Origin of the sequence: uncultured Tateyamaria sp. (genome assembly GCF_947487805.1) — a bacterium.
Taxonomy (GTDB): domain Bacteria; phylum Pseudomonadota; class Alphaproteobacteria; order Rhodobacterales; family Rhodobacteraceae; genus Tateyamaria.
This window is the reverse complement of record NZ_CANKXW010000001.1, coordinates 985993-1008319: the sequence shown is the minus strand read 5'-3', so window position 1 is coordinate 1008319 and position 22327 is coordinate 985993. Positions and strand designations below refer to the sequence as shown.

Below are 22327 nucleotides of genomic sequence, written 5' to 3'. Positions count from 1 at the left end.
TCAATGCGATAAAAGTGCGGCGAAAAAGGCATCTTGCCCCTGTTCCAACTCCGCCGACCATTCGGCGTCCGCCCCGGCGATGGGGGCGGCGATCAGTTGGTCGTCGTACCACACCGACGGAGAGGCCGCCAAAACGGCCCGCGGTATGCCCGTGTCGCGCCACCCCTCGACGCCTGAAAGCGCCTCGTAGCCCAGTGCGCGCACCTCCAGGTCGGGGTCGTCTTCGGGGCCGCTGATGACCCATCGTTCGTCCCACAGGTCCCCCACTTCGCAGGTGACATCCTTGATCGCCTCCAACTCGCGCGCGATCCAGACGACGTTGTTTTCCACGATGATCTGGCAGCCATCCAGCGTCGCGCCCTTGCCTGCACGTATCGCGCCAAGCGTACGGGCCACCGCCTCACGTCGCGGCGGATAGGCTGCGTTCGACGTCCACGACAGCGCGTGCAGCAGCAGGCGGCGGCCGATCTCTTCGGGCTGCATCCGGAACCGCCGCAGATCAAACGCAACCGTCCCGCGGATCAGCTGCGCGACCTCGCGCGCGGCCAGAAATGTCTGCCAATCCAGCGCCTCGCGCGCCTTGCTCATGTTGTGCGCCACCTGCACCAGCGTCTCGGTCTGCACGCCCAATGTACCCAGAATGGTCAGCGCGTCGCGCACGCGCACCCGCTCGAAATCGCGGTTCTCGTTGCTGGGGTCCTCGCACCAGTCGAGCCGTGCGGCCCGCAGGAAACTGCGCAGGGCCGACCGCTCGATCCGCAGAAACGGGCGCACCCAGGTGATGCCGTGCCGCACCCGGCGCGGCACCATCGCGCTCAACCCGTCCACGCCAGCCCCGCGCGCCAGCCGCATCAGGAACGTCTCTGCCTGGTCATCCGCCGTGTGGCCCAGCAGGATATGCGAGATGTCATGCGCATAGGCCCAGTCGGCCATCAGCTCGTACCGGGCGTCCCGCGCCTGCGCTTGCAAGTTGCCTTCGCCAGCCCAGCCCTTCCAGAACTCCACGTGATGCGGCAGGTCCCACTTGGCACAAAGGTCCGTGACAAGGGCGATCTCTTCCTTGGCACTCTCGCGCAGGCCATGATCCACCGTGATGACATGCAGTTCAGCCCCGGTGCGGCGCACATATTCGACCATCACCGCCAGCAAAGCCACCGAATCGCCGCCTCCCGACACCGCAACGGCCAGACGGTCAGGCACCTGCCCGGTCAGCTGTTCTTCGATCGCGGCAATCAGCGGCGCGATCATGCCTCAGCCGCAGCCGATATTGCGCATCGCATCCTGCGCGCTTGCCACCGCGTCAGCGCCCGGAAACCGCACGCCAACCTCGCTCAGCGTCACGCAGGCCTCGTTGGTCTGGCCCAACCGGCCCAGGGCCGCACCCAGACGGAACAACGCCTCCGCCGCCTCCGGCCCCTGCTGGTTCAGCGTGAACGCGGCCAGATAGGCCCGCGCGCCCTCGCGCACATCGCCCAATCCCTCCAACGCCTCGCCGCGCCCCAACTCTGCCGCTACCTGGAGCGGTCCGCCGGGATAGGTCTGATTAAAGGCCGCAAACTGGTCTGCGGCGGCGCGAAAGTCACGGGCCGCGAGCGCCTCCTGCGCCCGCTTGAAATCGGCCTCTTCCTGCGTGGCCAGCTGGGTCTGGGGCTGCGGCGCGGGCGCAACCGCCGGCACATCCGGCGTTGTACCACCGCCAAGGGTCGGCGTGTCGCCCAACGCCCCGATGTCACAGCCCGCCTCAAGCTCGCAAAGCCGGAACTCCAGATCGCCCACACGGTTGGTGCCATCGGTCACCACGCGCCCGATGCGAAACTCCAGTTCCTCGGTCTTGCCGGTCAGGCGCTGCAACTCGATCTCAATGGCGTTCACACGGTCCAGCATGGACCCCGACCCTTGGGTCGTGGTCGCAGCACCGGTCGTCGACAGCTCGCGCTTGAGCTTTTGCAGCTCGACATAAAGAACGGTCAGCTCCTGCCGTATATCGGCCAGCGTTCCGTCCTGCGCCATGGCGGCACGCGGCCCCATCAGGGCCAGTGCCATGACGACACCCACAATCACTCGCACCATCTTCACTCCCCCGGTCCTTGTGACCTAGCCGGTCAACCCACCTGCCAGCACCGTCACCGCGCGGCGGTTCTTGGCGTAACAGGCCTCTTCACTGCACACCTCGATCGGGCGCTCCTTGCCATAGCTGACAACCTGCATCCGCCCGCCGGGCACGCCCTTGCTTTGCAGATAGGCGCGGGCCGCATCGGCCCGGCGTGCGCCCAGCGCGAGGTTGTATTCCCGCGTGCCCTGCTCGTCCGCGTGACCCTCGATCACGGCGGTGAAATCCGTGTTGGTCAGCAGCCATGCCGCCTGACCGTCCAGAACGCGTTGGCCTTCGGGCGTCAGCGTGGACTGGTCCACCGCGAACAGAACCCGGTCACCCACCGCCTGCTGGAAATAGGCCACGGATGTGGGATCCGACGCGCTGCCGGGCACGATGCCCGCATTCGCGCCACCCAGCGCATCGGCCCCGGTGCCCGCGCCCGCATCCGATCCAAACCGGCTGGGGTTGGTACAGGCCGCAACGGACAGCGCCGCGCAGAATATCAAAATCGGTGTCTTCAGTTTCATGTGCTCGTGCCTCTCGCTTCGCGAATTCCGCCAGTTCTTCTGGTCGTTAACCTATTTGTACCACGTCTGCCCCGCCAAGGAAACGCGCGCCTATCGTTGCAACGGCCCCCACGACGGGTCCGACCCGCCGTCGGGCGTGCGCACCGGGCGCAGGTTGCGGCCCGTGATGTCCACCGAATACAGCGTCGACCGCCCCGCGGCCCCCTGTGTTTCACGCGCGAACATGATCACCCGGCCATTGGGCGACCATGTCGGCCCCTCATCGAGGAACGACGCGGTCAGCAGCCGTTCTTCGGATCCGTCCGTGCGCATCACGCCGATATGGAAACGGCCCTTGGACTGTTTGGTAAAGGCGATCAGGTCGCCGCGCGGCGACCATACGGGCGTGCCATAACGGCCCTCCCCGAACGAGATCCGCCGCGCCTCGCCACCGCCGCTGGGCATGACATACAGCTGCTGCGTGCCCGACCGGTCGCTTTCAAACACGATCTGTGCCCCATCGGGGCTATAGCTGGGCGCGGTCTCGATGGCCGGGCCGCTGGTCAGGCGCCGTGCTGCACCGCTGGCAATGTCCATGGCATATATGTCAGTGTTGCTGCCCTGGCTGAGCGAATAGACCACCGTCCGCCCATCGGGCGAAAACCGCGGGGCAAAGCTCATCACGCCCTGCTGGCTTTCCAGCACCCGCCGCTGCACGCTGCCCACGTCCAGCACGTAGATGCGCGGAAATCCCGTCTCATAACTGGTATAGAGCACCCGGTCGCCCGTGGCCGAGAACCGCGGGGCCAGCACGATCGCTTCGGAGCCGGTCAGGTACTGCACATTCGCGCCGTCATAGTCCATGACGGCCAGCCGCTTGCGCCGCTGCGCCTTGGGGCCACTTTCGCTGACGAACACGACGCGGCTGTCGAAATAACCGCCCTCGCCGGTGATCCGGGAATAGACGACATCGGCCACTTTGTGCGCGATGCGCCGCCACCCGTCCGTGGTGCCTGCAAATTGCAGCCCGTCGCCCAGCTCCGCGCCCGAAAACACGTCATGCAGTCGGAACTTGACCGTGACCTGATTGCCCGAGACCGTCACCGCCCCGGTGACCAGGGCCTGTGCGTTGATCGCCTTCCAGTCGGCATATTGGACCGGCGCGCCGAAATCGGTGATCTGACTGATAAACGCGCTGGCGGGCAGCTCGCGGAACAGGCCCGTGCCCACCAGATCGGCGGCGATAACACGGCTCAGCTGCTGGCCCATTTCGGCACTGCCCGGCGTTTCGGCCACCAGATCGGGGATCGCAACGGGCAAGGGTTCGATCACCCCTTCGGTGATTTCGATCCGCAGCGGCCCGTTCTGGGCGGTGACCGCGGCGGGCATCTGGATCAGTGCGACCGTCAGGGCGACCACCATGCAAACTATGCGACACATCATTTGATACGCATCCTTTCGGGATTGAACGTCATCTCGATTTCTTTCCATTGGCCGTATTTTTCAACGGGCAAGCCATACCCGTCCCGCGTACAGCGGATAATCGCCCGGCGCGCGGCCTCGAATGCCTGTCTGGCCGCCTGTTCGGATCCTCCCGAACTGGACAGCATCCGGATCGAGGCGATGACCGGCTTGGCGTCCTGTGTCATGTCGACGGCCACCACCACAGTGGTCAAAAGCGCCGCCGAAGACAGCGAGCCCACGTTCCAGCAACTGGATACCGCTACGCGCAGCGCATCCTTTTCCCCCGCCGACAGCGGCGGACCCTGCGGCACATCCGTCTCGCCACCCCCCTCCAGCGCCTGACGCACCGCGTCGTCCACGTCCGCCGTGGGCGCGGGCGCGGGCGCAGCGGCGGTTTCGGTGGGGGGCGCAGGCGCGCTGGGGCGGCGGGCGGGTGGGCGCAGCGATGCGGTGGGCGCGCCGCTGGGCTCTTCGGCCTCGGTCACGATCTCGGTCGTGGCCTCCTCGGGCGCCGTCGCGTCCTGCTCCTCGACCGGGGCTGGCGTGTCCGCCTCCGCGTCCGGTGTCACCGCGTCCTGCTGCACATCGGCGGGTGCGGCCTCGGGCGTGGGCGGGGCGACGGGCTCGGGCGCCACACGTTCGGCGGCACGCGGCACCGGGCGCGGCGCGATCTCGGGCGCCAGCACCGCCTGCTCCTGCGGCGCGGGCTGCACGGGCGCGTCATCCGCCACCTCGGGCTCGGGCTCGGGCAAGGGCGGTTCGGGCAAAGGGTCGGGATCCGGCGCGGGGCTGGGCGCAGGCGGCTGCACCTCCACGACCTCATCCGGCACGGGCGTCTCGATCGGGTCGGGCGTCACATCGGGCTGCACAGGCAGCGCCGCATTGGTCGCCGCATCCGGCGTCGGCCCATTGGTCAACAACGCCTCGAACGCATCCGTCGAGATCACCGACACCTCGGTCACCTCAAAGGGCAGCGGTTCGGACTGGAACGTCCCGCCAAACAGGATCCAGCCGATCAGACCCGCATGGCCGATCCCCGATATGACCTGCCCCGTGTTCAAGGCTACTGCCCCTCACCGTCCAGCGTGGGGCCACCGATATCCGTGACCAACCCGATATTGGAAAAACCCCCGGCGTTCAGCGCCCCCATGACCTCCATCACCGCGCTATAGGGCACCGCCCCATCCGCACGCAGGAACACGCGGTCGCTGTCACGCTCGGCCGCAATGCCGCGCAACCGCGCCACCAACTCGTCCCGCGCCACATCCGTGGTCTGGATCTGCACCGCACCGGCGGCAGTCACCGTCACGGTCAGCGGCTCCTCCTGATCGGTGGGCAAAGCACCCGCAGCCGTCTTGGGCAACTCCACCGGCACCCCTACGGTCAACAGCGGCGCCGCCACCATGAAGATGATCAGCAACACCAGCATCACGTCGACAAAGGGCGTCACGTTGATCTCGGACATCGGACGCGTGCGCGCCCCGCCGCGCCTGCGCCGCTTGCCCCCACCGTCCTTCTGGACCACACCCGCGCCCATGGCTCAGCCGTCCAGCTGACGGCTCAGGATCGTCGCAAACTCGTCGGCAAAGGCCTCATAGCCCGCCACGATGCGATCACTGTCCGCACTCAGCTTGTTGTAGAAAATCACCGCCGGGATCGCGGCCAGCAGCCCCAAGCCCGTCGCCAGCAACGCCTCGGCAATGCCCGGCGCCACAACGGCAAGGTTCGTGTTCTGCTGCTCTGCGATCTCGATAAAGGCGTTCATGATCCCGATCACCGTACCAAAAAGGCCGATGAACGGCGCAGACGACCCGACAGTCGCCAAAACGGTCAACCCGCCCTGCAACGTCTCCGCCTGCTTGGTAATCGCCACGTCCATGCTGCGGTCGATCCGGCTGGTGGCTCCGGCAATCAACCCGCCATCCTCGCGGTGCGACCGCTGCCACTCGATCATACCGGCGGCAAATACCTTCTCCGCCGCCCCCTTGGGCTCGGGCCCGATCTGTTCGAACAAGCCGTCCAGCGGCTCACCGGACCAGAACGCGCGATCAAACCGCTCCGCCTCGACCCGCGCGCGACGGTAAAGGATCAGTTTCTGAATGATGATGCCCCACGCCCAGAAGCTTGCGACGATCAGCATGATCATCACCAGTTTCACGGTCAGCGTTGCACGTGCGAAAAGCCCCCACAGTGAGAAATCAATCTCCTGCGCCAGGGCGAGGGTCTCTGCTTCCATCCGCCTGCTCTCTGCTCTCGGGTCGGTTTTTCCGTCCCTTATTGTGTGTCAGCATAGGCCACGGCAAAGGGGAAAGCTATCACTTCGACGTCAGATCGGCCTTATTTTATGCCCATTGCGCGGATTTCCGCAGGAAGCCGCGTGGGTTTTCCGGCCGTGGTCATGGCCACGGCGACCACATGCGCGCGGAAAATCACCACGCCGTCCCGCTGCACCTCCTGATCAAAGGTCCAGCGTACCGGGCTGGCCGCCCTGTGGGTGGTCACCACCTCCAGCCGATCCCCCAACCGGGCCGACCCGATGTAATCCGCCTCGACCCGCGTGACGGCGAACACGATGCCGTTTGCCCGCATGGCGTTCTGGTCCACGCCCACCTCTTCGACAATCTCGGACCGCGCGCGTTCGATATAGCGCAGGTAGTTGGCGTAATAGACGATGCCCGCCATGTCGGTGTCTTCGTAATAGACGGTCAGGGCAAAGCGGTGCGGGGTCATGTGCGCTCCTTTGGACGGCTGCCCTGTTGTTACCCGGCCCGCCCTGCCCCCGCAATGCCGCGCCTATCCGAATGCGTCCTGACCTATACTTTCGAGCCGTCGCGCGGCCCGGACCCTTCACCTTACAAAGGGGTCGTCAGGTGCGTGGAGGTACGGTGATGATGAAACTGGTTTTATGGCTCATGGCGTTGGCCTTTGCGGTATGTTTGCCGGCGATGTTGCAGGCGGACACCGCCAGGCTGCGCTATGACACGGCAATGGATCTCGCCGCGACAGATCCCGCAGCGGCATTCCGCATGATTGAGGCACTGGCACAGCAGGGCGATGCGCGCGCCATGGACCGGCTGGGCCATTTCCATGTGGCTGGCATCGGCACTGCTCCTGACCTGCACGCGGCCATCACCCAGTTTCGCCGGGCGGTGGCCCATGGGCGGACGCGGTCTCAGTTGCCGCTGGGCGCAAACCTGCTGCGGGCGGGCGACGCAGACGGCGCGCGCGCGGCCCTGCAGGCGGCGACAACGGCTGACATCCCCGGCGCTGCCGCAACATTGGCATGGGCACATGCAACTCACGCGTTTGGCGCAACCTCTGATGCGGGCGCGGGCTTGGCCACGCTGACCACACTGGCCCATGGCGGCGACCGGATCGCGCAACTGCGGCTGGTCGCTCTGGTGGCCAAGACCGGCGCTGAGGTGGCGGGCCTGGATGCCGTGCTGACAGCACTGGATGCGCGCGCCATGACGGGGGACATGCGCGCGGCCGAGACCCTGCTGGTGTATCTGCGCAAACGCGGCCATCCGCGGCACGATCTGGCACAGCGGCAACGCCTTCTGGCATTGCCCGGCCTGCGGACCAAGGCTGCGGTCGAAGAAGGGCTTCATATTGCCGCCCGCACACACGGCAGCCGCTTCTGGACAGTGTCCGAAGATATCGTGAACGATGCGCCCGCTGATCTCTATGCGCGTGGCCTTCTGACCACGTACAAGATCAACAAGAACGCCTATGTCCGGCTGCTGCAAAAGGATCTGCGCGCACTGGGATATGCGCCGGGCCGGGCCAGCGGCTACCTGACGTCCAAAACGATCAACGCATTTACCGAGTTCTGTCGCGACAGGGGCATCAGCTCCGCCTGCCGCCGCGGCCCGCTGAATTGGGTGGCGCTCCAAGCCGCAACACGCGCGCTCGCCCAATCGCGCGTCCCGTCAGAGGGCGCGTAGTCTCCACCGCCCAAGTGCGGCGAGACACCTGCCGCGCGGTGCCCTACGGGATGCCGCGCGGCTATTCGCGGTAAAGCTTGTGACAGGCCGTGCAGGTCTGGCCCAACGGCCCCATGCCCGCCTGCACATCCGCCAGCGTCTCGATAGAGCCCGCCAGCGCCTGCGCGACGCGCTGCATCTCGATGGATTTCGCGGTGAAGTCGGCGTAGTTGTCCCAGATCGCGGGCAGCGCTTCGGATTTGGGATCCGTCTCGGGCGCCTCGAAGAGATCCACGGACCGCGCCGCGTGATCGGCGATGTTGGCCGCCGCCGCGCGCGCCAGCTGCCGGTCAAAGTCGCGTTGCCCCTTGGCCATGGTGCCAAGTGTTTTCACGTTCTCACTGATGTCGCTCATCGCGTTCATACGCGCCATCACGGCAGGGTTCGACACACCCTGATGGGCCACCGCGACCGTCGCGGTCAGGGCAAGAGCGGTTGTCAAAAGGCGAAGCGTTTGCATGGTGGCATCCTTGCGGTTTGTCCGTTCCTGTCCCTGTCCCCGCGGGGACAGCCATGTTTTTTGCGCTCTGTCCCCGCGGGGACAGGTCACTGCGCGGGCGTGATCCGGGCGCTCAGACGCAGCGCGTGGCTCGCATCCTCCGCCGCCACCGGCATCACCGGATCATAGGCCGCGCGGATCAGCGCCGCAATGTCAGGGCGCAACACGGTTGTGTCACCGGCCACCGCCAAGGGCGAACGATCCCGGAACGCCAGATCGGACCACAAGAGCACCGACTGCACCACCTGGCTGAGCGCGAGTGTGTCCGCCGACACAGCCGCCAGCGCGTCATCCATCCGCAGGAACACGAAACACGCCTTGATCGCGCCGTGTTCGTCAAAGCGGAAGATGCGGTACTGGTTGGCATCCGCCGCCTGCAACCGCGCAACGAGCGGACCAAGGTCCGGGATCATGCGGTCGAGGCTCGGCACCTCTGGCAATTCGGCCCAGTCCTTGAAGAAGAACCACATGAAGTTCGCGCCCAGTTCGGTGTCCGTCTCGGCGGTGTCGTGGCCCGCCAGTTGGCACACGGCATCAATCGCGCCCTTGATCACACCCAGCGTATCATCCGTGACGCCGAACACCACCGGCGCGATGGGGCGGCCCCAGCGGGCAAAGACGTAGTCTCCGCTCTCGCGGCGAAAGAGGGCTTCGATCTCGTCCGTTCGCATGGTTCACTCTTATTCAAACAAATCGCCTGACGGGCGCGGCGCCTCGAGCCCGAGATGCCGCCAGGCCCGTTGCGCCAGCATCCGGCCACGGGGCGTGCGCTGGATCAGACCCTGCTGCAACAGATAGGGTTCGATCACCTCTTCGAGCGCGTCGCGGCTCTCGCTCAGGGCCGCGCTCAGCGTCTCGACGCCCACCGGACCGCCGCCGTAATGATCGGCCATCAGTTGGAGGTAACGCCGATCCGCACCGTCCAGACCCAGATGATCGACGCCCAGACGCGTCAGCGCAGCATCGGCAAGCGCTTGGGTCACACGCCCGTCGCCCTCGACCACGGCAAAATCCACCACGCGGCGCAAGAGCCGCCCGGCAATCCGTGGGGTGCCGCGGGCACGTTTGGCGATCTCGCGCGCGCCGCCTTCGTCCGCGGGCGCGCCCAGCTTGCGGGCGTTGCGTTCGACAATCGTAAAGAGTTCATCCTCGGTATAGAACTGCAACCGGGTGGGGATGCCAAAACGGTCGCGCAGTGGCGTCGTCAAAAGCCCCATCCGCGTCGTCGCCCCCACCAGAGTAAAGGGCTGCAATTCAATGCGGACGGTGCGCGCGGCGGGGCCTTCGCCGATCACCAGATCGAGTTCGAAATCCTCGAGCGCGGGATAGAGCACCTCTTCGACGGCCGGGTTGAGGCGGTGGATTTCGTCGATGAACAGCACATCGCGTGCCTCGAGATTTGTCAGGATGGCGGCCAGATCCCCGGCCTTGGCCAGCACGGGGCCGGAGGTCATGCGGAACCCCACGCCCAGCTCGCGCGCCATGATCTGCGCCAGCGTCGTCTTGCCCAGACCTGGGGGGCCGTGGAACAGCGTGTGGTCCATCGCCTCGCCACGCTGTTTCGCCGACTGGATAAAGACGCGCAGGTTGGCCCGTGCCTCGGCCTGGCCTACGAAATCGTCGAGGACCTGTGGCCGCAGCGCGCGGTCCACGTCCTCGGCCTGCGCCTCGGGGCGCAAGGTGGGATCAGAAGAGCCTTGGGTCATCCCGTGTTCCTTTGCAAGGCGCAGATGCCGCGCCCTGTTTCCCTAGCCCGAGGGTGCCAGGAGTTTCAATGCCGCGCGGATCAGTCCGGGCGTGTCCGCATCAGGTGCGTCGCCCGCGGCCTGCGCCACGGCGGCGGCAGCGTCGGAGGGGCCGTAACCCAGATTGCCCAGCGCCGACAGCGCATCGGCCTGAGCGGTGGATACTGGCGCGGCCACGGCGACCGGTTCGATGACCTGTGCGTCGCCCTCGGCCTCGGCCGTGCCGAGCGCCTGCGCCACGGTGCCGCCCATGGCCATGACCGTCGGTGCCTTGTCCTTGAGATCCAGAACGATGCGCTGCGCGATTTTGGGGCCGATGCCCTTGGCCGCCTTGACCGCGTTCCAGTCGCCCAGCGCAATCGCGCGGCTGACCCCATCGGTGCCCAGCGTGCCGAGGATCGCAAGCGACGCCTTGGCCCCCACGCCTTGCACCGACATCAAAAGGCGATGCCATTCCTTTTCCGCCAGCGTGGGAAAGCCGAAAAGCTGCATCAGATCTTCGCGCACCACCAGATCGGTAAAGAGCGCACAGACCTGACCCGCGCCGGGCAAGGCCGCGAGCGTGCGGTCGGAGCAATAAACGATATAACCCACGCCGCGCACGTCGATCAGGATGTGGTCGCTGGCGCGGTAATCGATGCGGCCTGTCAGCTTGCCGATCATATGCTGGCCTGTGCTTCGGCCTTGGCGATGGCGGCGGCGAGGCCCTTGGCAGGCGCCTGCGCCGTGGGCACGGCGCGGGCGCCGTGATGGGCGTGGCAAATGGCGATGGCCAGTGCGTCGGCGGCGTCCGAGCCTTCGATCTCGACCCCCGGCAGTTGCAGGGCGACCATATGCGCCACCTGCCGTTTGTCCGCGTGGCCCACGCCGACCACCGTTTTCTTGACGGCGTTGGGTGCGTATTCCCCGATACTGAGGCCCGCGCGGGCCGGCACCAGCATGGCGATGCCGCGTGCCTGCCCCAGTTTGAGCGTGCCGGAGCCGTCGGCGTTCACGAATGTCTGTTCCACGGCGGCCGTATCGGGGCCATGGGCGCGGACCACCGCGCTGAGCTGTTCGAAGAGGCTGAGCAGGCGTTGGGCCAGATCGTCGCCCGCAGAATGACAGATGCCGTTGGCCACGTGGCGCAGGCGGGGGCCGTCCATGTCGATGATTCCCCAGCCGGTATGGCGCAGGCCCGGATCAATTCCCAAAATTCGCATGTTTCGTGCCCTTGTCCTGCTCGCTCTGACGGCTTTGGACCACCAGTAGCACGAAACGCGAACATCCGCCAAGGGTTAACAGCTCGGCCCATTTGCGACACGGGGTTATCCGGGACCGACGCGGCCGCGGCGAGAGGGGTCAAATTCGTCATTTCCATGTCGGAAATCGACATGTTTCGATTCCGGATTTCTGTATGTTTTACGGTAGGTTAACTGCGATCAGACGCTATGCAATAAACGCATGGCACCTATGATTTTTCTATCCTTGTCTCATGTTCACACTGTGCCTAAATGCGCAGCACAACGCCGAATGGTTCGGCGTCGACACATCGATAAAAGGACTGCTGCAATGGCTGCTTTCGACACCACCCGCCCCGCATATGGCGCTGCACCTGTTGCAGGCCAATTCAAAGGCTTTGTTGCCAATCTGGTCGCCCAAGTTGTGGCCTGGAACGATGCCCGCGTGACCCGCAACGCACTCTCGTCGCTGACGGACCGTGAACTGGACGATATCGGTCTGGTTCGTGGCGACATCGAAGACGTGGCCTCCGGCCACTGAACGATCCGGGTTCTCCCCTTCGGACCGCGCCCCTGAAACGGGGCAAAGCCGCGAAACCAGATGGGTTTCGCGGCTTTTTCATTTGGAGGGTCGTACCGAGAGAGAATGTCAGGTCAGCGGTTCGAGAAAGCCCGCAATGAACTGAGTGATGACATCCAATTGCATCACGTAGGCGCCGCCCTGTTCGATCTGCGTGCCCTGCTGAAGCTTGGCCACGCGTTCGTTGTAGGTAATTTCGCCCAGTGACGCGAGCATGAACGCCTTGAAGATGAAAAAGCCGAGGATCAGCGCCGCCAGTCCCTTGACCGGGAAGAAACGGCGCGCCTTGCCGCGCTTTGCCTTGACGACAATCAATCCGTCGCCGCGAACCTGAGTGGTATAGCCTTGCGCCATCGCCGCATGCTTGCGGCCAACCGCGCCTAGGCGTTTGTGAAAATGTGCTTGGGTTTCAACAGCCATGGCAGCCTCGTTACATCAAACCGGCCCCCACCAGTTTCGAGGATCAAGGTGCGCCCCAATTGTGGCAAAATCTGGGCAAATGCGTCAAATGCCCCTAAAAACCGCGCTTAATTATGGCTTTTTTTGTAGGGTCAGGGTGGTCCATTCACCAATCTCTGCGCGCAAGGTCAGATTGTTTCCAAGCTGAGCATAAACACCGGCCACTTCGTCGGCCTGTTCGTTGAGAATACCGGACAGAATCGCATAGCCCCCCGGCTCGAGGCGATCGGTGAGGTCGGGTGCCAGGGCAATCAAGGGGCCTTTGAGGATATTGGCAAAGATCAGGTTAAAGGGGCCTGCAAGCTCTGGGTGGTCGAACCCTGCGGCCTCGACCACGCGGACCTGACCGGTCATGTCATTGGCGGAGAGGTTGGCCAGGGCCACCTCGACGGCCTGTTGGTCGATGTCGCTGGCGATCACGTCGTTCGGCCAGAGCGTCGCGGCCCCCATCGCCAGAACGGCGGTGCCGCAGCCGATGTCGGCGACGCGCGCCGCCGTGAAACCGTCATTGGCCAACGTATCGAGCGCGCGCAAACACCCCAGCGTCGTGCCGTGGTGGCCGGTGCCAAAGGCCATCGCCGCCTCGATCAGCAGGGGTGTCTTGCCTGCGGGCACCTTGTCCGCGTCGTGGCTGCCGTAGACAAAGAAGCGCCCGGCCTCGACCGGGGCCAGTTCGCGCCGCACATGGGCCACCCAATCGGTTTCGGGCAGTTCGGACACGGTGAACGGCTTGGCCGCCATGGCGGTCGTCAGCAGCAAGAGCGCGGTATCGTCGGGCTGGTCGGTGAAATAGGCGCCGACCTCCCAAAGACCCGATCCATCCTCGACCTCGAAGACGCCGACGCCTGTGGGCTCGGGGTCCATGTGCTCGAGAGCGGCACCCAGCGCGTCGGCCTGCGCCTTGCCTTGCAGGGTGGTGAGGGCGGTCCAGGTGGGCATCAGCGGCTCCGATATCTGTCAGGGTTGGGCCACGGGCGTGGCGTGGGCGGTGCGGCGGCCACATCGGGCCCCAGGCGCGCCACATAGCGCCAGCCCCACAGTGCTGCAAGCCCGCCCATGATCACGCCCGCCGCCGCCTGCCCATAGATGACGCCGGTCGCGCCAAAGCTGGCGGCGAGCAATGCGGCGGCGGGCCAACTGAGCACGCCGTCCTTGATCCAGCCGAGCAGGGTGGACCGGCCGGGCTTGCCAAGGTTGTTGAACGCAGCATTGGCAACAAAAAGTGCGCCGACAAAGATAAACCCGCCCGCGCCAACAGTGGTAAAGGCGCGCAGCACATCCGCCCCCTGCCCCGTCAGGCCAAAGGCCTGGATCACCACCGGCGTCACGGCCCAGAGCACGGCCCAGACAACCACCGTGTAGATACCGCAAAAGATCAACGCGTCGCGGTAGGTGCTGCGCAGGCGGTCATACTGGCCCGCGCCAAGGTTCTGGCCAAATATGCCCCCGATGGAACCCGAGAGCGCAAAGACACCGCCAAAGGCCAGCACGGTCAGCCGCCCCACCACGGCCCAGGCCGCGACGGCATCATCGCCAAAGGGCGCCATCACGATGGTCAGCAGGTAATTGCCCGAGGGTGTCGCCAGCTGGGTCGCAATTGCGGGCAGTGCGACGGCCATATAGGGCCGCAAGGTCCGAGCCGCCGCGCCCCAACCTGGCCGCGCGATCAGATCCAGCTGAACGCTTGCGAAATAGAGCGCCAGGCCCATCAGGCAGAACCGGAACAGCACCAGCCCCAGCGCCGCCCCATCAAGCCCCATGCCCCACCACAGGATGAATATCGGGTCGACCACCATCAAAAGCACGCCCGAGAAGAACGTCACATACATCGCCTTGGCCCCGTACCCGTCCGCACGCAGCGTGCCGGACGCGATCAGGGCGACCGCCATGGGGATCAGCGAGAACACCGTCTGGCCCAGATAGCGCGCGGCAAGGCGGGCCGTGTCGCCTTCGGCCCCCGCCAGCGCCACAAGATCGTGGCGCAGGGCAAAGATGATGCAGGCCACGGCCCCTTGCACCGCCGCCGCGATGGCCAGTGCGGCTCCGGCTTGCGTGCGGGCACCCGCCCGGTCGTCCTCGCCGATGCGGCGCGACACGAGGGCGGTGGCGGCGATCATCAGACCCACGCCAGAGGAGACCGAGAAGAACTGGATCGCGTAGGCAAAGCCGATGGCGGCCACCAGCTGCGGCTGGCCCAGTTGGGAAATCCACAGCAGGTTGGCGGCATCGACAAGAAAGACGAACATGATGCCGAACGCGCCTGTCGCGGTCATGCGCACCACGTGGCCCATGGTGGATCCGGTCAGGAAGCGGCCCGGTGCCATGTCATTCGGCGGGTGCGGGCAGCGGTCCGGCCAGCCGGGTTTCGTATCCGGGCACCGGGTGGCGCGGGATCAGCAGCGCCAGCATGAGCGATGTGGCCGCCATGCCCGCCGCCAGCAGGAAAACCGCCCCCGGCGACACCAGCCACAAAAGGCCCAGCGGCACAGGCAGCGCAACGGCGGCGATGTGGTTGATCGTGAATGCGACGGCTGCCGTCGGCGCGATGTCCTGCGGGTCGGCGATTTTCTGGAAATAGGTTTTCAGTGCAAGTGCCAGGCCAAAGAACACGTGGTCGATCACGTAAAGTGCCGCCGCCACCATCAGGCCCCAGCCAAGGAAATAGACGCCACCATAGGCAAGAAACACCAGCACCAGCCCGGTATATTCAAAGACCAGCGCCCGTTGTTCGCCAAACCGCGCCACGATGCGCCCCAAAAGCGGGGCGACGATGATGTTGACCATCAGGTTGATGAGATAGAGCGCGGTCAGCTCGTGCACCTCAAACCCGAATTTCTCGACCATCATGAAGCCTGCAAAGACCATGAAGATCTGGCGCCGCGCGCCCGACATGAATTGCAGCGCGTAATAGAGCCAGTAGCGCCGGCGCAGCACGAAGGTCTTGAGTTGGGCAGTGGGCGATTCGAATTGCGGATAGGCCAGCATGGCAAAGGCGGCAAGCGCCGCGGTAATGCCGCCACCCACCATGTAGACGGTGTTGTAGGTCAGGCCCAGCGGTTCCCATAAAACCATGATCACGAAATAGACGAGGAAGGTGGCCGTCGACCCGGCCGCCATCAGCCAGCCCAGCATTTGCGGCGCGCGGTCCTTGGGCAGCCATTGCAGTTGCAGCGACTGGTTGACCGTTTCGTAATAGTGAAAGCCGATCGAGCTGATGAAGGTCAGCGCGAGGATGCCGCCCATCTGCGGGAATTGGGCGGTCAGTGCGGTGGCGATCCCCAGCATGATCAGGGACACAAGGCCCAGCACCTGCTCCCGCATGAACATGATGACCACGATCACGCCGATGGCGAGAAAGCCGGGGATTTCACGGATCGCGTGCAAAAGGCCGATGTCGCGGCCGTCGAAATTTGCGGCCTCGACCACGAAGTTGTTCAGGAGCGCCAGCCACACCGAGAACCCGATGGGCATCGCGAATGCCATCAGAAAGAGCAGCGCCGTGGGGCGCCGCCAGCGCGGCAATGCACGCGCGTCGTCGAGGGTGATTGGTTGGGCCATATCGCCGCTTTACGCCCTTTTGCGGAACTTGGCGAGAGGCGGGCCGCGCGCAGGTCTCTGGCGGTTGGTGCACAGTCGGTCGGGGCTGGAAAAAACGGCGCGTCCTGCCGGATTAGGCCGAAGGTTTATTTCACTTGGGCGCGTGATCCTGCATGTATGTGCGGTGCTTCGCGTGGGCTGGTCTCGCCCGCGCAATCAAGATTACTCAGAACAGACCGCGCCATGCGGCACTTGGAATTGACATGAACCCCATTGGCGTGACGCTGATCATCGCGACGACCCTCTTTCCGGCCTATCAACTTTTCACCCTGCCCGGCGTGACCGACCAGGTGGCGCTGTTTTCGCAATATCTCGGGCTTGCCGCGCTGATCCTGATGGCGTGGGGGCAGATCCTGTCGACGCGGTTGGCGGGGGTCGAAGCGGTGTTTGGAGGGCTCGACCGGGTCTATGTGCTGCACAAATGGGCGGGGATCGTGGCGATGGCGGCCATTCTGGTACACGACACGGTCGACGCCGAGATGCGCGGGCTGGGGACAGAGACGGCCCTGACCGAACTGGCCGAGACGCTGGGCGAAATCAGCCTCTATGGCCTGTTGATCCTCGTCGTTCTGTCGGTCGCGACCTTTGTTCCCTATCACCTGTGGAAGTGGACGCACAAAGCCATGGGTGCGCTGTTCATCGCGGGGGCCTTCCACTTTGTCTTTATCATGAAACCATTCGCAATGTCGGATCCTGCCGGGCTTTATACCGGGGTGTTCTGTGCGGCGGGGATCCTCGCCTATGTCTGGATGCTGTTGCCGGAACGGATGCGCCCGGCGCGCCGCTATGCCGTTGCGGCCCTCGACACCACCGGCGATGCGCTGGCCGTGACGCTGACACCCAAGTGGCGTCCGATCCGCGCCGAGGCCGGACAGTTCGGCATCCTCAGCTTTGCCGGGTCCGGTCAGGCCGAGCCGCATCCGTTCAGCTTTTCCGGCATAGGGGCGGATGGCAGCCTGCGGGTGACGGTCAAGCCTCTGGGGGATTTTACCACACGCCTGCCCCGCGTGCTTGAGGTCGGGCAGGACGTGCGCGTGCAAGGCCCGTTCGGGCGGTTCCGGCTGACGGGCAAGCGGGCCCAGGTCTGGGTTGCGGGCGGCATCGGCGTGACACCGTTCCTTGCCTGGGCCGAGGCACTGGCCGCGGATGCGCCGGATGTGCACATGTTCTATTGCGTCAAATCACGGCCCGCCGCCCCGCATCTGGCCGAAATCGAGGGTATTGCCGCCGCCAAACCGAACCTGCACCTGCACATCGTGGCCTCTGGAGAAGGTCAGCGGTTGTCGGCGCAGAGCATCGCGGACAAGGTTGGCGCGGATGCGCTGGCGGCCTGCAAGGTGTCGTTCTGCGGACCCACCAGCCTGCGCCGCAGCTTGCAAACCTCGCTGCCCCGCTATGGCGTTTCGGCCCGGCAGTTCCATTATGAAGAGTTCGAGTTCCGCACCGGTGTCGGGCTCAAACGGTTGGCGGCATGGGTTCTGGAGCGTCGCCGCGACCGGCCTGCGCGCGCTTAGCACAAGGTTCGGGTTGCGGGCGGCCGTGCAGATCGCGACACTGCGCCCATGAGACAGCATGATGTAGAGACGCAATTCGGCGCCCTGACAGTCACCGAAGAGGATGGCGCCATCGTACGCCTGTCTTGGGGCATGTCGGGATGCGCGGACCGGTCCGACACGCTGGACGCGGCGGTGGCGCAGCTGCGCGCCTATGATTCCGGGGATCTTGAGGCGTTTGACCTGCCCCTGCGGGTGCGGGGATCGCAACTGCAACGCGACGTGTGCGAGGCCATGTCGGCAATTCCGTTCGGGGCCACCATCACCTATGGCGACATCGCCAAGGTGCTGGGCGTGCCTGCGCAGGCGGTCGGGCAGGCCTGCGGTGGCAATCCGATCCCAATCATCATTCCCTGCCACCGGGTGATGGGTGCCAAGGGGCTGACCGGGTTTTCAGGTGCGGGCGGGGTCGAGACCAAGGTGGCCCTGCTGCGCCACGAAGGCGGGTTCCTGATCTAGCGCTGCGGGATCAGTTGCTGGGCGATCCCGGCAAAGACCAGATAGACGGATGTGAGCACAAGCCCCCAGTGCGCCCAGCTTTCGGGGTGGAAATCGACCCAAGCGGCCCACCCGGCAAAGAAGGTCCAGGCCAGCGCCATCGGCAGCGTCAACCAGCGCCAGCGTTCGGTGCGCACCGGGTGCACGAATTTCAGCGGCAGGAACATGCCCACGGCCAGCACCGTGACCAGCGCCAGCGACACCCAGAAATTCGGCTCGAGCGCAAAGATCACCAGCACCACCATGTTCCAGCAGCCGGGAAAGCCCGAAAACGAGTTGTCCTTGGTCTTCATCCTTGTGTCGGCGAAATACATGGCCGAGGCGAAGGTGATCAGGATGATCGCGACCCACCCTGTCCAACCCGCCATCAGCCCCGAGGCAAACAGCGCAAAGGCCGGGATGAACACGTAAGTCAGGTAGTCGATGATCAGATCAAGCAGAACGCCATCGAACTCGGGCGCATAGGTCTTGACGTCATATTTCCGCGCCAGCGGCCCGTCGATCCCGTCCACCGCAAATGCCACCACGAGCCACAGAAACATCAGGTCCCACTTGGCCTCGACGGCGGCCAGCATGGCCAACATGGCAAACACGGCGCCTGTGGCCGTCAAAAGGTGAACGCTCAGGGCGCGGAATTGCTGTGTCATGGCCCCGTCATGTACCAGCCCCCGCCCGGTTGCAAATGCAAAACCGCGCTGACGGGGCCAGCGCGGTCCGGGTTTGGGCCACAAGGGCGTGCGGTCTTATTGACCCAAACGCACCTCTTCGAGCGGATAGCCCAGGTGATCCTGTGCCTCCCAACCGACATGGCAATCATGGCAGAAGCTTTGTTTGACCTTCATCACCTTGCCGTTGGGTTGCAACCCGGCATAGAGCCAGCCGGCGGTATCGGGGGCCTCGTCCAGGCCGACCTTGGTCATGATGAACAGCGGTCCGGGGCGCGCGGCCTTTTTCTTGATCGAGACGGTGATCGATTCCTTGGCCAGCACGGAGCCCACGGGCATCTCGAACCCTTCTTCTTCGAACTTGAGGTACTGTTCGGCGGCGATGTCGTTGGCATAGGTGTTCAGCAGGCGGTTGCCGTGCGGACCGGCAACGGCGGGGCGGCTGGCTGTCGGTGCCCAGCTGCGATAGTTCGCGCCGATTTCGTCACCTTCCTTGGCATAGCCGGTCGCCATTTTTTCCTGAAGGCAATCGTAAAGCACGTTGATCTGCGCCTCATCGAGGTCAAAGGCGTCTTCGACGGTGATGGCGGTGCAGTCCTGGGCGCTGGCGGCACCTGCGGCAACGGTCAGTGCAGCGGCGAGCGCGAATTTGCGGATCATTTTGGGGGTCCCCTCCCGAAAGTGGCGTTATAGGTGTGCGGCGGTATGCCGTGCCGCACCTTGGCACAGCGCGGGTGCGATTCCGCATCACCTTTCATGCACAATTCCGTGAAAATGCGCGGCGTTTGCGTCAGGCCTTGGGGTGGGCGCGGGCGTAGACGTCCATCAGGCGCACGGTGTCGACGGCCGTGTAGGCTTGGGTCGTGGACAGGGACGCGTGGCCCAGAAGTTCCTGGATCGCGCGCAGGTCGCCGCCTGCGTTCAGCAGGTGGGTGGCAAAGCTGTGGCGCATGGCGTGGGGGGTGGCGGAAGCGGGCAGGCCCAGTTGCATCCGGCCCTGCGCCATCACCTTCTGGATCGCGCGCGGGGCCAGCGCCCCGCCCCGGATCGCGCGGAAGAGCGGCCCATCGCCAGGCAGGTCATAGGGACAGGCGGCCACATAGGCATCCACCGCGTCGCGGGCCGCATCGATGACCGGCACGATACGTTCCTTGCCGCCCTTGCCGGTGATGCGCAGCACCTGCGGCAGCGGGGCCTGGCCCCCGGTCAGCGACAGCGCCTCGGATATCCGCAGCCCGCAGCCCCAAAGCAGCGTCAGCACGGCGGTGTCGCGCATCCCGACCCACGGCTTGTCCGATTGCAGCGGCGTAATTTCGAGCAGGTCACGCGCCGCATCCTCGGCCAGCGGGCGCGGCAGTTTCTTGGTGAACTTGGGCGACCGGGTGCTGAGCACGGCGGTGGGTTCGAACCCCTCGCGGCTGGCCAGCCACTTGTAGAACGCCTTGACCGCGGACAGCTTGCGCGCCAGCGACCGTGCGCCAACGCCCCCGGACCGGGTGCGCGCCATCCACGCGCGCATGTCCTGTGTGCTGATCTTGGCCAGCGCGCCCAAACCCTGGGTCTGGCCGGAATGCAGGGTCATGAACGCAAGGAATTCTGAGATGTCGCGGCCATAGGCAAGCGTCGTGTTCTCGGCCGCGCCCTTGATGCTGCGTTGATGTGCGAGAAAGGTTTCCAACGCGTCGCGCGCAGCGGGCGAAATCATGGTGCTGTTGGGCGTCTCGGTCATGGCATCCCCCGTTGCGGGAACATCGGACGGCCCGGCGCAGTCATCCCAGCCAGCGCCGCATCGCCCGTTCGAACACACCGGTGAAAAAGGCCAGCAGGTCGGTACCCTGTTGCGGCCCGAACATGTGCGGATCCTCGGCCCCCATCACCAAAAGGCCCGGCAAACGCTTGTCGCCAAAGTCGAGCTTGAGGCACGCCTCGGACCGGATCCAGTTGCCATCATCGCCGTAAACCGCCGGGTCCGCATCCTGCACCTGCCGCAGGGTGACCTGCCGCACGGTGCCGCCGCGCCCATAGGTCAGGTAGCTGTCGATAAAGCCCGGCTCGGCCACGTTGAGCACATCGCCCAGCCGCTGAACCGCGGGGTCCTGATCGTTCTGCACCGATTCAAGCACCAGCTTGACCACATCCACGCGCAGGATCTCGGCCACTTCGCCGCCCAGATCGCGCAGAAACCCCTCGAATTCCAGCGGGTCGAGCATGCGCAGGATGGCGCGGTGCACCTGATTGGTGCCGGCCAGATTCTCGTAGGCCGCAGCAATCACCGAGCGGTGCGTGTCCTCGAGACGATCAAGCCGCGCCTCGAGCCGTTCCATGGCAAGGCCACGCAGATCGACGATATTGCCGCCCATGGCCCGTTCATTGGCCGCAATCAGGGCGTGCATCAGATCCTTGTCGTCAAGAATGACATCGGGTCGGGAAATAATCGCCTCTCGCAAGGCGTCGTCAATTTTCGGCTGGCTGCTCATACCGTACTCAAATCTTATTTTGCGATTTGGTAGCACACCGGGTTGGGAAAATCTGCCCCGAAGTTGCATAAATTTCACCCGATTCCCGCAGGCTGTTGCGCAATCGCGTCAACCATGGGGAAGCGGGCCTGTCTTCTCCCCGTGAAAGGAGGCGATGGCGCTGGCATATCAGCGCCATGACACAGACCGTCAAAGCCATCACTCACGAACTGGGGACCCAAATTTTCCCTCTGGGCCCCGATGCTTTGCGCGAGCTGCTAAGGCGGGCCAGAACCTCCTGATTTTACAGAATGTTCTGGCCTGTCTTAGCCCAATCCTTCATGAACTGCTCAAGGCCTGCATTGGTCAGCGGATGGCTGGCCAGCTTCTTGATCACGTCCGGGGGCGAGGTGATGACGTCGGCACCGATCTTGGCACAATCCTGGATGTGGTTGACCGACCGGATGGAGGCCGCGAGGATCTCGGTTTCAAAGCCGAAATTGTCGTAAATCGTGCGGATATCCTCGATCAGCTCAAGCCCGTCGATGTGGATATCGTCCAGACGCCCGATGAAGGGCGAGATGAACGTGGCCCCGGCCTTGGCCGCCAGAAGCGCCTGGTTGGCGGAGAAGCACAACGTGACATTGACCATGTGACCGTCGCCCGACAGCACCTTGCAGGCCTTCAGGCCGTCCCATGTCAGCGGCAGTTTGACGGTGATGTTCTCGGCGATCTCGGCCAGCTTGCGCCCTTCGGCGATCATCGCGTCCGCCTCGAGTGCCACAACCTCGGCGCTGACCGGGCCATCGACCAGATCACAGATTTCCTTGGTCACTTCGAGGATGTTGCGGCCCGATTTCAGGATCAGCGACGGGTTCGTGGTGACACCGTCAACCATGCCCAGATCGTTCAGCTCTGCGATGGCGTCGATTTCGGCTGAGTCTACGAAGAATTTCATATGCGGCCCCCTTGATGGCTTGGCGTTTGCTGATGCAGCGTTTACC

26 protein-coding genes are annotated in these 22327 nt (G+C 64.9%); 4 read left to right on the top strand and 22 right to left on the bottom strand.

Annotated features, from left to right (window positions below; all coding sequences use genetic code 11):
• The 8 genes from tilS to Q0949_RS05035 form a co-directional block, all read right to left on the bottom strand.
• Window positions 1-1248, bottom strand: a complete 1248-nt coding sequence (tilS, locus tag Q0949_RS05070) for a tRNA lysidine(34) synthetase TilS (RefSeq protein ID WP_299369216.1) — start codon at window positions 1246-1248, stop codon at window positions 1-3.
• Window positions 1249-1251: 3 nt separating this feature from the next.
• On the bottom strand, window positions 1252-2070 hold the full coding sequence (locus tag Q0949_RS05065) for a tetratricopeptide repeat protein (protein WP_299369510.1): 819 nt from the start codon (window positions 2068-2070) through the stop codon (window positions 1252-1254).
• Window positions 2071-2094: 24 nt separating this feature from the next.
• Window positions 2095-2622 carry a peptidoglycan-associated lipoprotein Pal gene (gene pal / locus Q0949_RS05060; RefSeq protein WP_299369214.1) on the bottom strand — a complete coding sequence of 176 codons (528 nt, stop codon included), beginning with the start codon at window positions 2620-2622 and terminating at the stop codon, window positions 2095-2097.
• Between the two features lie 90 nt (window positions 2623-2712).
• Window positions 2713-4041 carry a Tol-Pal system beta propeller repeat protein TolB gene (tolB, locus tag Q0949_RS05055; protein ID WP_299369508.1) on the bottom strand — a complete coding sequence of 443 codons (1329 nt, stop codon included), beginning with the start codon at window positions 4039-4041 and terminating at the stop codon, window positions 2713-2715.
• Window positions 4041-5126 carry an energy transducer TonB gene (locus Q0949_RS05050; RefSeq protein WP_299369212.1) on the bottom strand — a complete coding sequence of 362 codons (1086 nt, stop codon included), beginning with the start codon at window positions 5124-5126 and terminating at the stop codon, window positions 4041-4043. Before Q0949_RS05050 ends, tolB begins: the two co-directional genes overlap by 1 nt.
• 2 nt (window positions 5127-5128) lie before the next feature.
• The gene (tolR, locus tag Q0949_RS05045) at window positions 5129-5602 is read right to left on the bottom strand and encodes a protein TolR (protein WP_299141458.1); all 474 of its coding nucleotides are present in this window, start codon (window positions 5600-5602) and stop codon (window positions 5129-5131) included.
• Window positions 5603-5605: 3 nt separating this feature from the next.
• Window positions 5606-6301, bottom strand: coding sequence for a protein TolQ (gene tolQ / locus Q0949_RS05040; RefSeq protein WP_299369210.1), 696 nt, complete (start codon window positions 6299-6301; stop codon window positions 5606-5608).
• Between the two features lie 101 nt (window positions 6302-6402).
• The gene (locus Q0949_RS05035) at window positions 6403-6795 is read right to left on the bottom strand and encodes a YbgC/FadM family acyl-CoA thioesterase (RefSeq protein WP_299369208.1); all 393 of its coding nucleotides are present in this window, start codon (window positions 6793-6795) and stop codon (window positions 6403-6405) included.
• A 140-nt stretch (window positions 6796-6935) separates the two neighbouring features.
• Here Q0949_RS05035 and Q0949_RS05030 point away from each other — a divergent pair, with 140 nt between their 5' ends.
• Window positions 6936-8012 (top strand): hypothetical protein, encoded by a 1077-nt coding sequence (locus Q0949_RS05030; RefSeq protein ID WP_299369207.1) that lies wholly within the window; start codon window positions 6936-6938, stop codon window positions 8010-8012.
• Between the two features lie 61 nt (window positions 8013-8073).
• Here the strand turns inward: Q0949_RS05030 and Q0949_RS05025 are convergent, their stop codons facing one another.
• From Q0949_RS05025 to ruvC, 5 genes are all read right to left on the bottom strand, one after another.
• A complete protein-coding gene (locus Q0949_RS05025) occupies window positions 8074-8511 on the bottom strand; it encodes a cytochrome c (RefSeq protein WP_299369205.1) in 438 nt (145 codons plus the stop codon).
• Window positions 8512-8597: 86 nt separating this feature from the next.
• Window positions 8598-9221 carry a hypothetical protein gene (locus tag Q0949_RS05020; protein WP_299369203.1) on the bottom strand — a complete coding sequence of 208 codons (624 nt, stop codon included), beginning with the start codon at window positions 9219-9221 and terminating at the stop codon, window positions 8598-8600.
• Between the two features lie 9 nt (window positions 9222-9230).
• Window positions 9231-10256, bottom strand: coding sequence for a Holliday junction branch migration DNA helicase RuvB (ruvB, locus tag Q0949_RS05015; RefSeq protein WP_299369201.1), 1026 nt, complete (start codon window positions 10254-10256; stop codon window positions 9231-9233).
• Between the two features lie 42 nt (window positions 10257-10298).
• Entirely contained in the window at window positions 10299-10958 is a 660-nt protein-coding gene (gene ruvA, locus Q0949_RS05010; RefSeq protein WP_299369199.1) for a Holliday junction branch migration protein RuvA, read from the bottom strand.
• The gene (ruvC, locus tag Q0949_RS05005; protein ID WP_299369197.1) at window positions 10955-11497 is read right to left on the bottom strand and encodes a crossover junction endodeoxyribonuclease RuvC; all 543 of its coding nucleotides are present in this window, start codon (window positions 11495-11497) and stop codon (window positions 10955-10957) included. The genes ruvA and ruvC overlap by 4 nt, the downstream gene beginning before the upstream one ends.
• A gap of 349 nt (window positions 11498-11846) precedes the next feature.
• Between ruvC and Q0949_RS05000 the strand changes: the two genes are divergently transcribed.
• Window positions 11847-12056: a DUF1127 domain-containing protein gene (locus Q0949_RS05000; RefSeq protein WP_299369195.1), complete on the top strand. Its 210-nt coding sequence runs from the start codon at window positions 11847-11849 to the stop codon at window positions 12054-12056.
• A gap of 108 nt (window positions 12057-12164) precedes the next feature.
• Here the strand turns inward: Q0949_RS05000 and Q0949_RS04995 are convergent, their stop codons facing one another.
• From Q0949_RS04995 to Q0949_RS04980, 4 genes are all read right to left on the bottom strand, one after another.
• A complete protein-coding gene (locus Q0949_RS04995) occupies window positions 12165-12515 on the bottom strand; it encodes a hypothetical protein (RefSeq protein WP_299369192.1) in 351 nt (116 codons plus the stop codon).
• A 111-nt stretch (window positions 12516-12626) separates the two neighbouring features.
• Window positions 12627-13493 (bottom strand): 50S ribosomal protein L11 methyltransferase, encoded by an 867-nt coding sequence (locus Q0949_RS04990; protein ID WP_299369190.1) that lies wholly within the window; start codon window positions 13491-13493, stop codon window positions 12627-12629.
• Window positions 13493-14878, bottom strand: a complete 1386-nt coding sequence (locus Q0949_RS04985; RefSeq protein WP_299369188.1) for an MATE family efflux transporter — start codon at window positions 14876-14878, stop codon at window positions 13493-13495. The genes Q0949_RS04990 and Q0949_RS04985 overlap by 1 nt, the downstream gene beginning before the upstream one ends.
• Window position 14879: 1 nt before the next feature.
• Window positions 14880-16112, bottom strand: a complete 1233-nt coding sequence (locus Q0949_RS04980; protein WP_299369186.1) for an MFS transporter — start codon at window positions 16110-16112, stop codon at window positions 14880-14882.
• Between the two features lie 242 nt (window positions 16113-16354).
• Here Q0949_RS04980 and Q0949_RS04975 point away from each other — a divergent pair, with 242 nt between their 5' ends.
• Complete coding sequence (locus tag Q0949_RS04975) at window positions 16355-17665, top strand: ferric reductase-like transmembrane domain-containing protein (RefSeq protein WP_299369184.1); 1311 nt, start codon at window positions 16355-16357, stop codon at window positions 17663-17665.
• A gap of 48 nt (window positions 17666-17713) precedes the next feature.
• Window positions 17714-18163, top strand: coding sequence for a methylated-DNA--[protein]-cysteine S-methyltransferase (locus tag Q0949_RS04970; protein ID WP_299369182.1), 450 nt, complete (start codon window positions 17714-17716; stop codon window positions 18161-18163).
• Here Q0949_RS04970 and Q0949_RS04965 read toward each other — a convergent pair.
• From Q0949_RS04965 to fsa, 5 genes are all read right to left on the bottom strand, one after another.
• Window positions 18160-18849 (bottom strand): CDP-alcohol phosphatidyltransferase family protein, encoded by a 690-nt coding sequence (locus Q0949_RS04965; protein WP_299369180.1) that lies wholly within the window; start codon window positions 18847-18849, stop codon window positions 18160-18162. The two genes, Q0949_RS04970 and Q0949_RS04965, sit on opposite strands and share 4 nt — an antisense overlap.
• Before the next feature lie 96 nt (window positions 18850-18945).
• Window positions 18946-19527 (bottom strand): cytochrome P460 family protein, encoded by a 582-nt coding sequence (locus tag Q0949_RS04960; RefSeq protein ID WP_299369178.1) that lies wholly within the window; start codon window positions 19525-19527, stop codon window positions 18946-18948.
• Between the two features lie 130 nt (window positions 19528-19657).
• Window positions 19658-20596, bottom strand: a complete 939-nt coding sequence (locus Q0949_RS04955) for a tyrosine recombinase XerC (RefSeq protein ID WP_299369176.1) — start codon at window positions 20594-20596, stop codon at window positions 19658-19660.
• Between the two features lie 40 nt (window positions 20597-20636).
• Entirely contained in the window at window positions 20637-21344 is a 708-nt protein-coding gene (locus Q0949_RS04950; protein WP_299369173.1) for a DUF484 family protein, read from the bottom strand.
• Window positions 21345-21627: 283 nt separating this feature from the next.
• Window positions 21628-22281, bottom strand: a complete 654-nt coding sequence (fsa, locus tag Q0949_RS04945; RefSeq protein ID WP_299369172.1) for a fructose-6-phosphate aldolase — start codon at window positions 22279-22281, stop codon at window positions 21628-21630.
• Window positions 22282-22327: the final 46 nt, after the last annotated feature.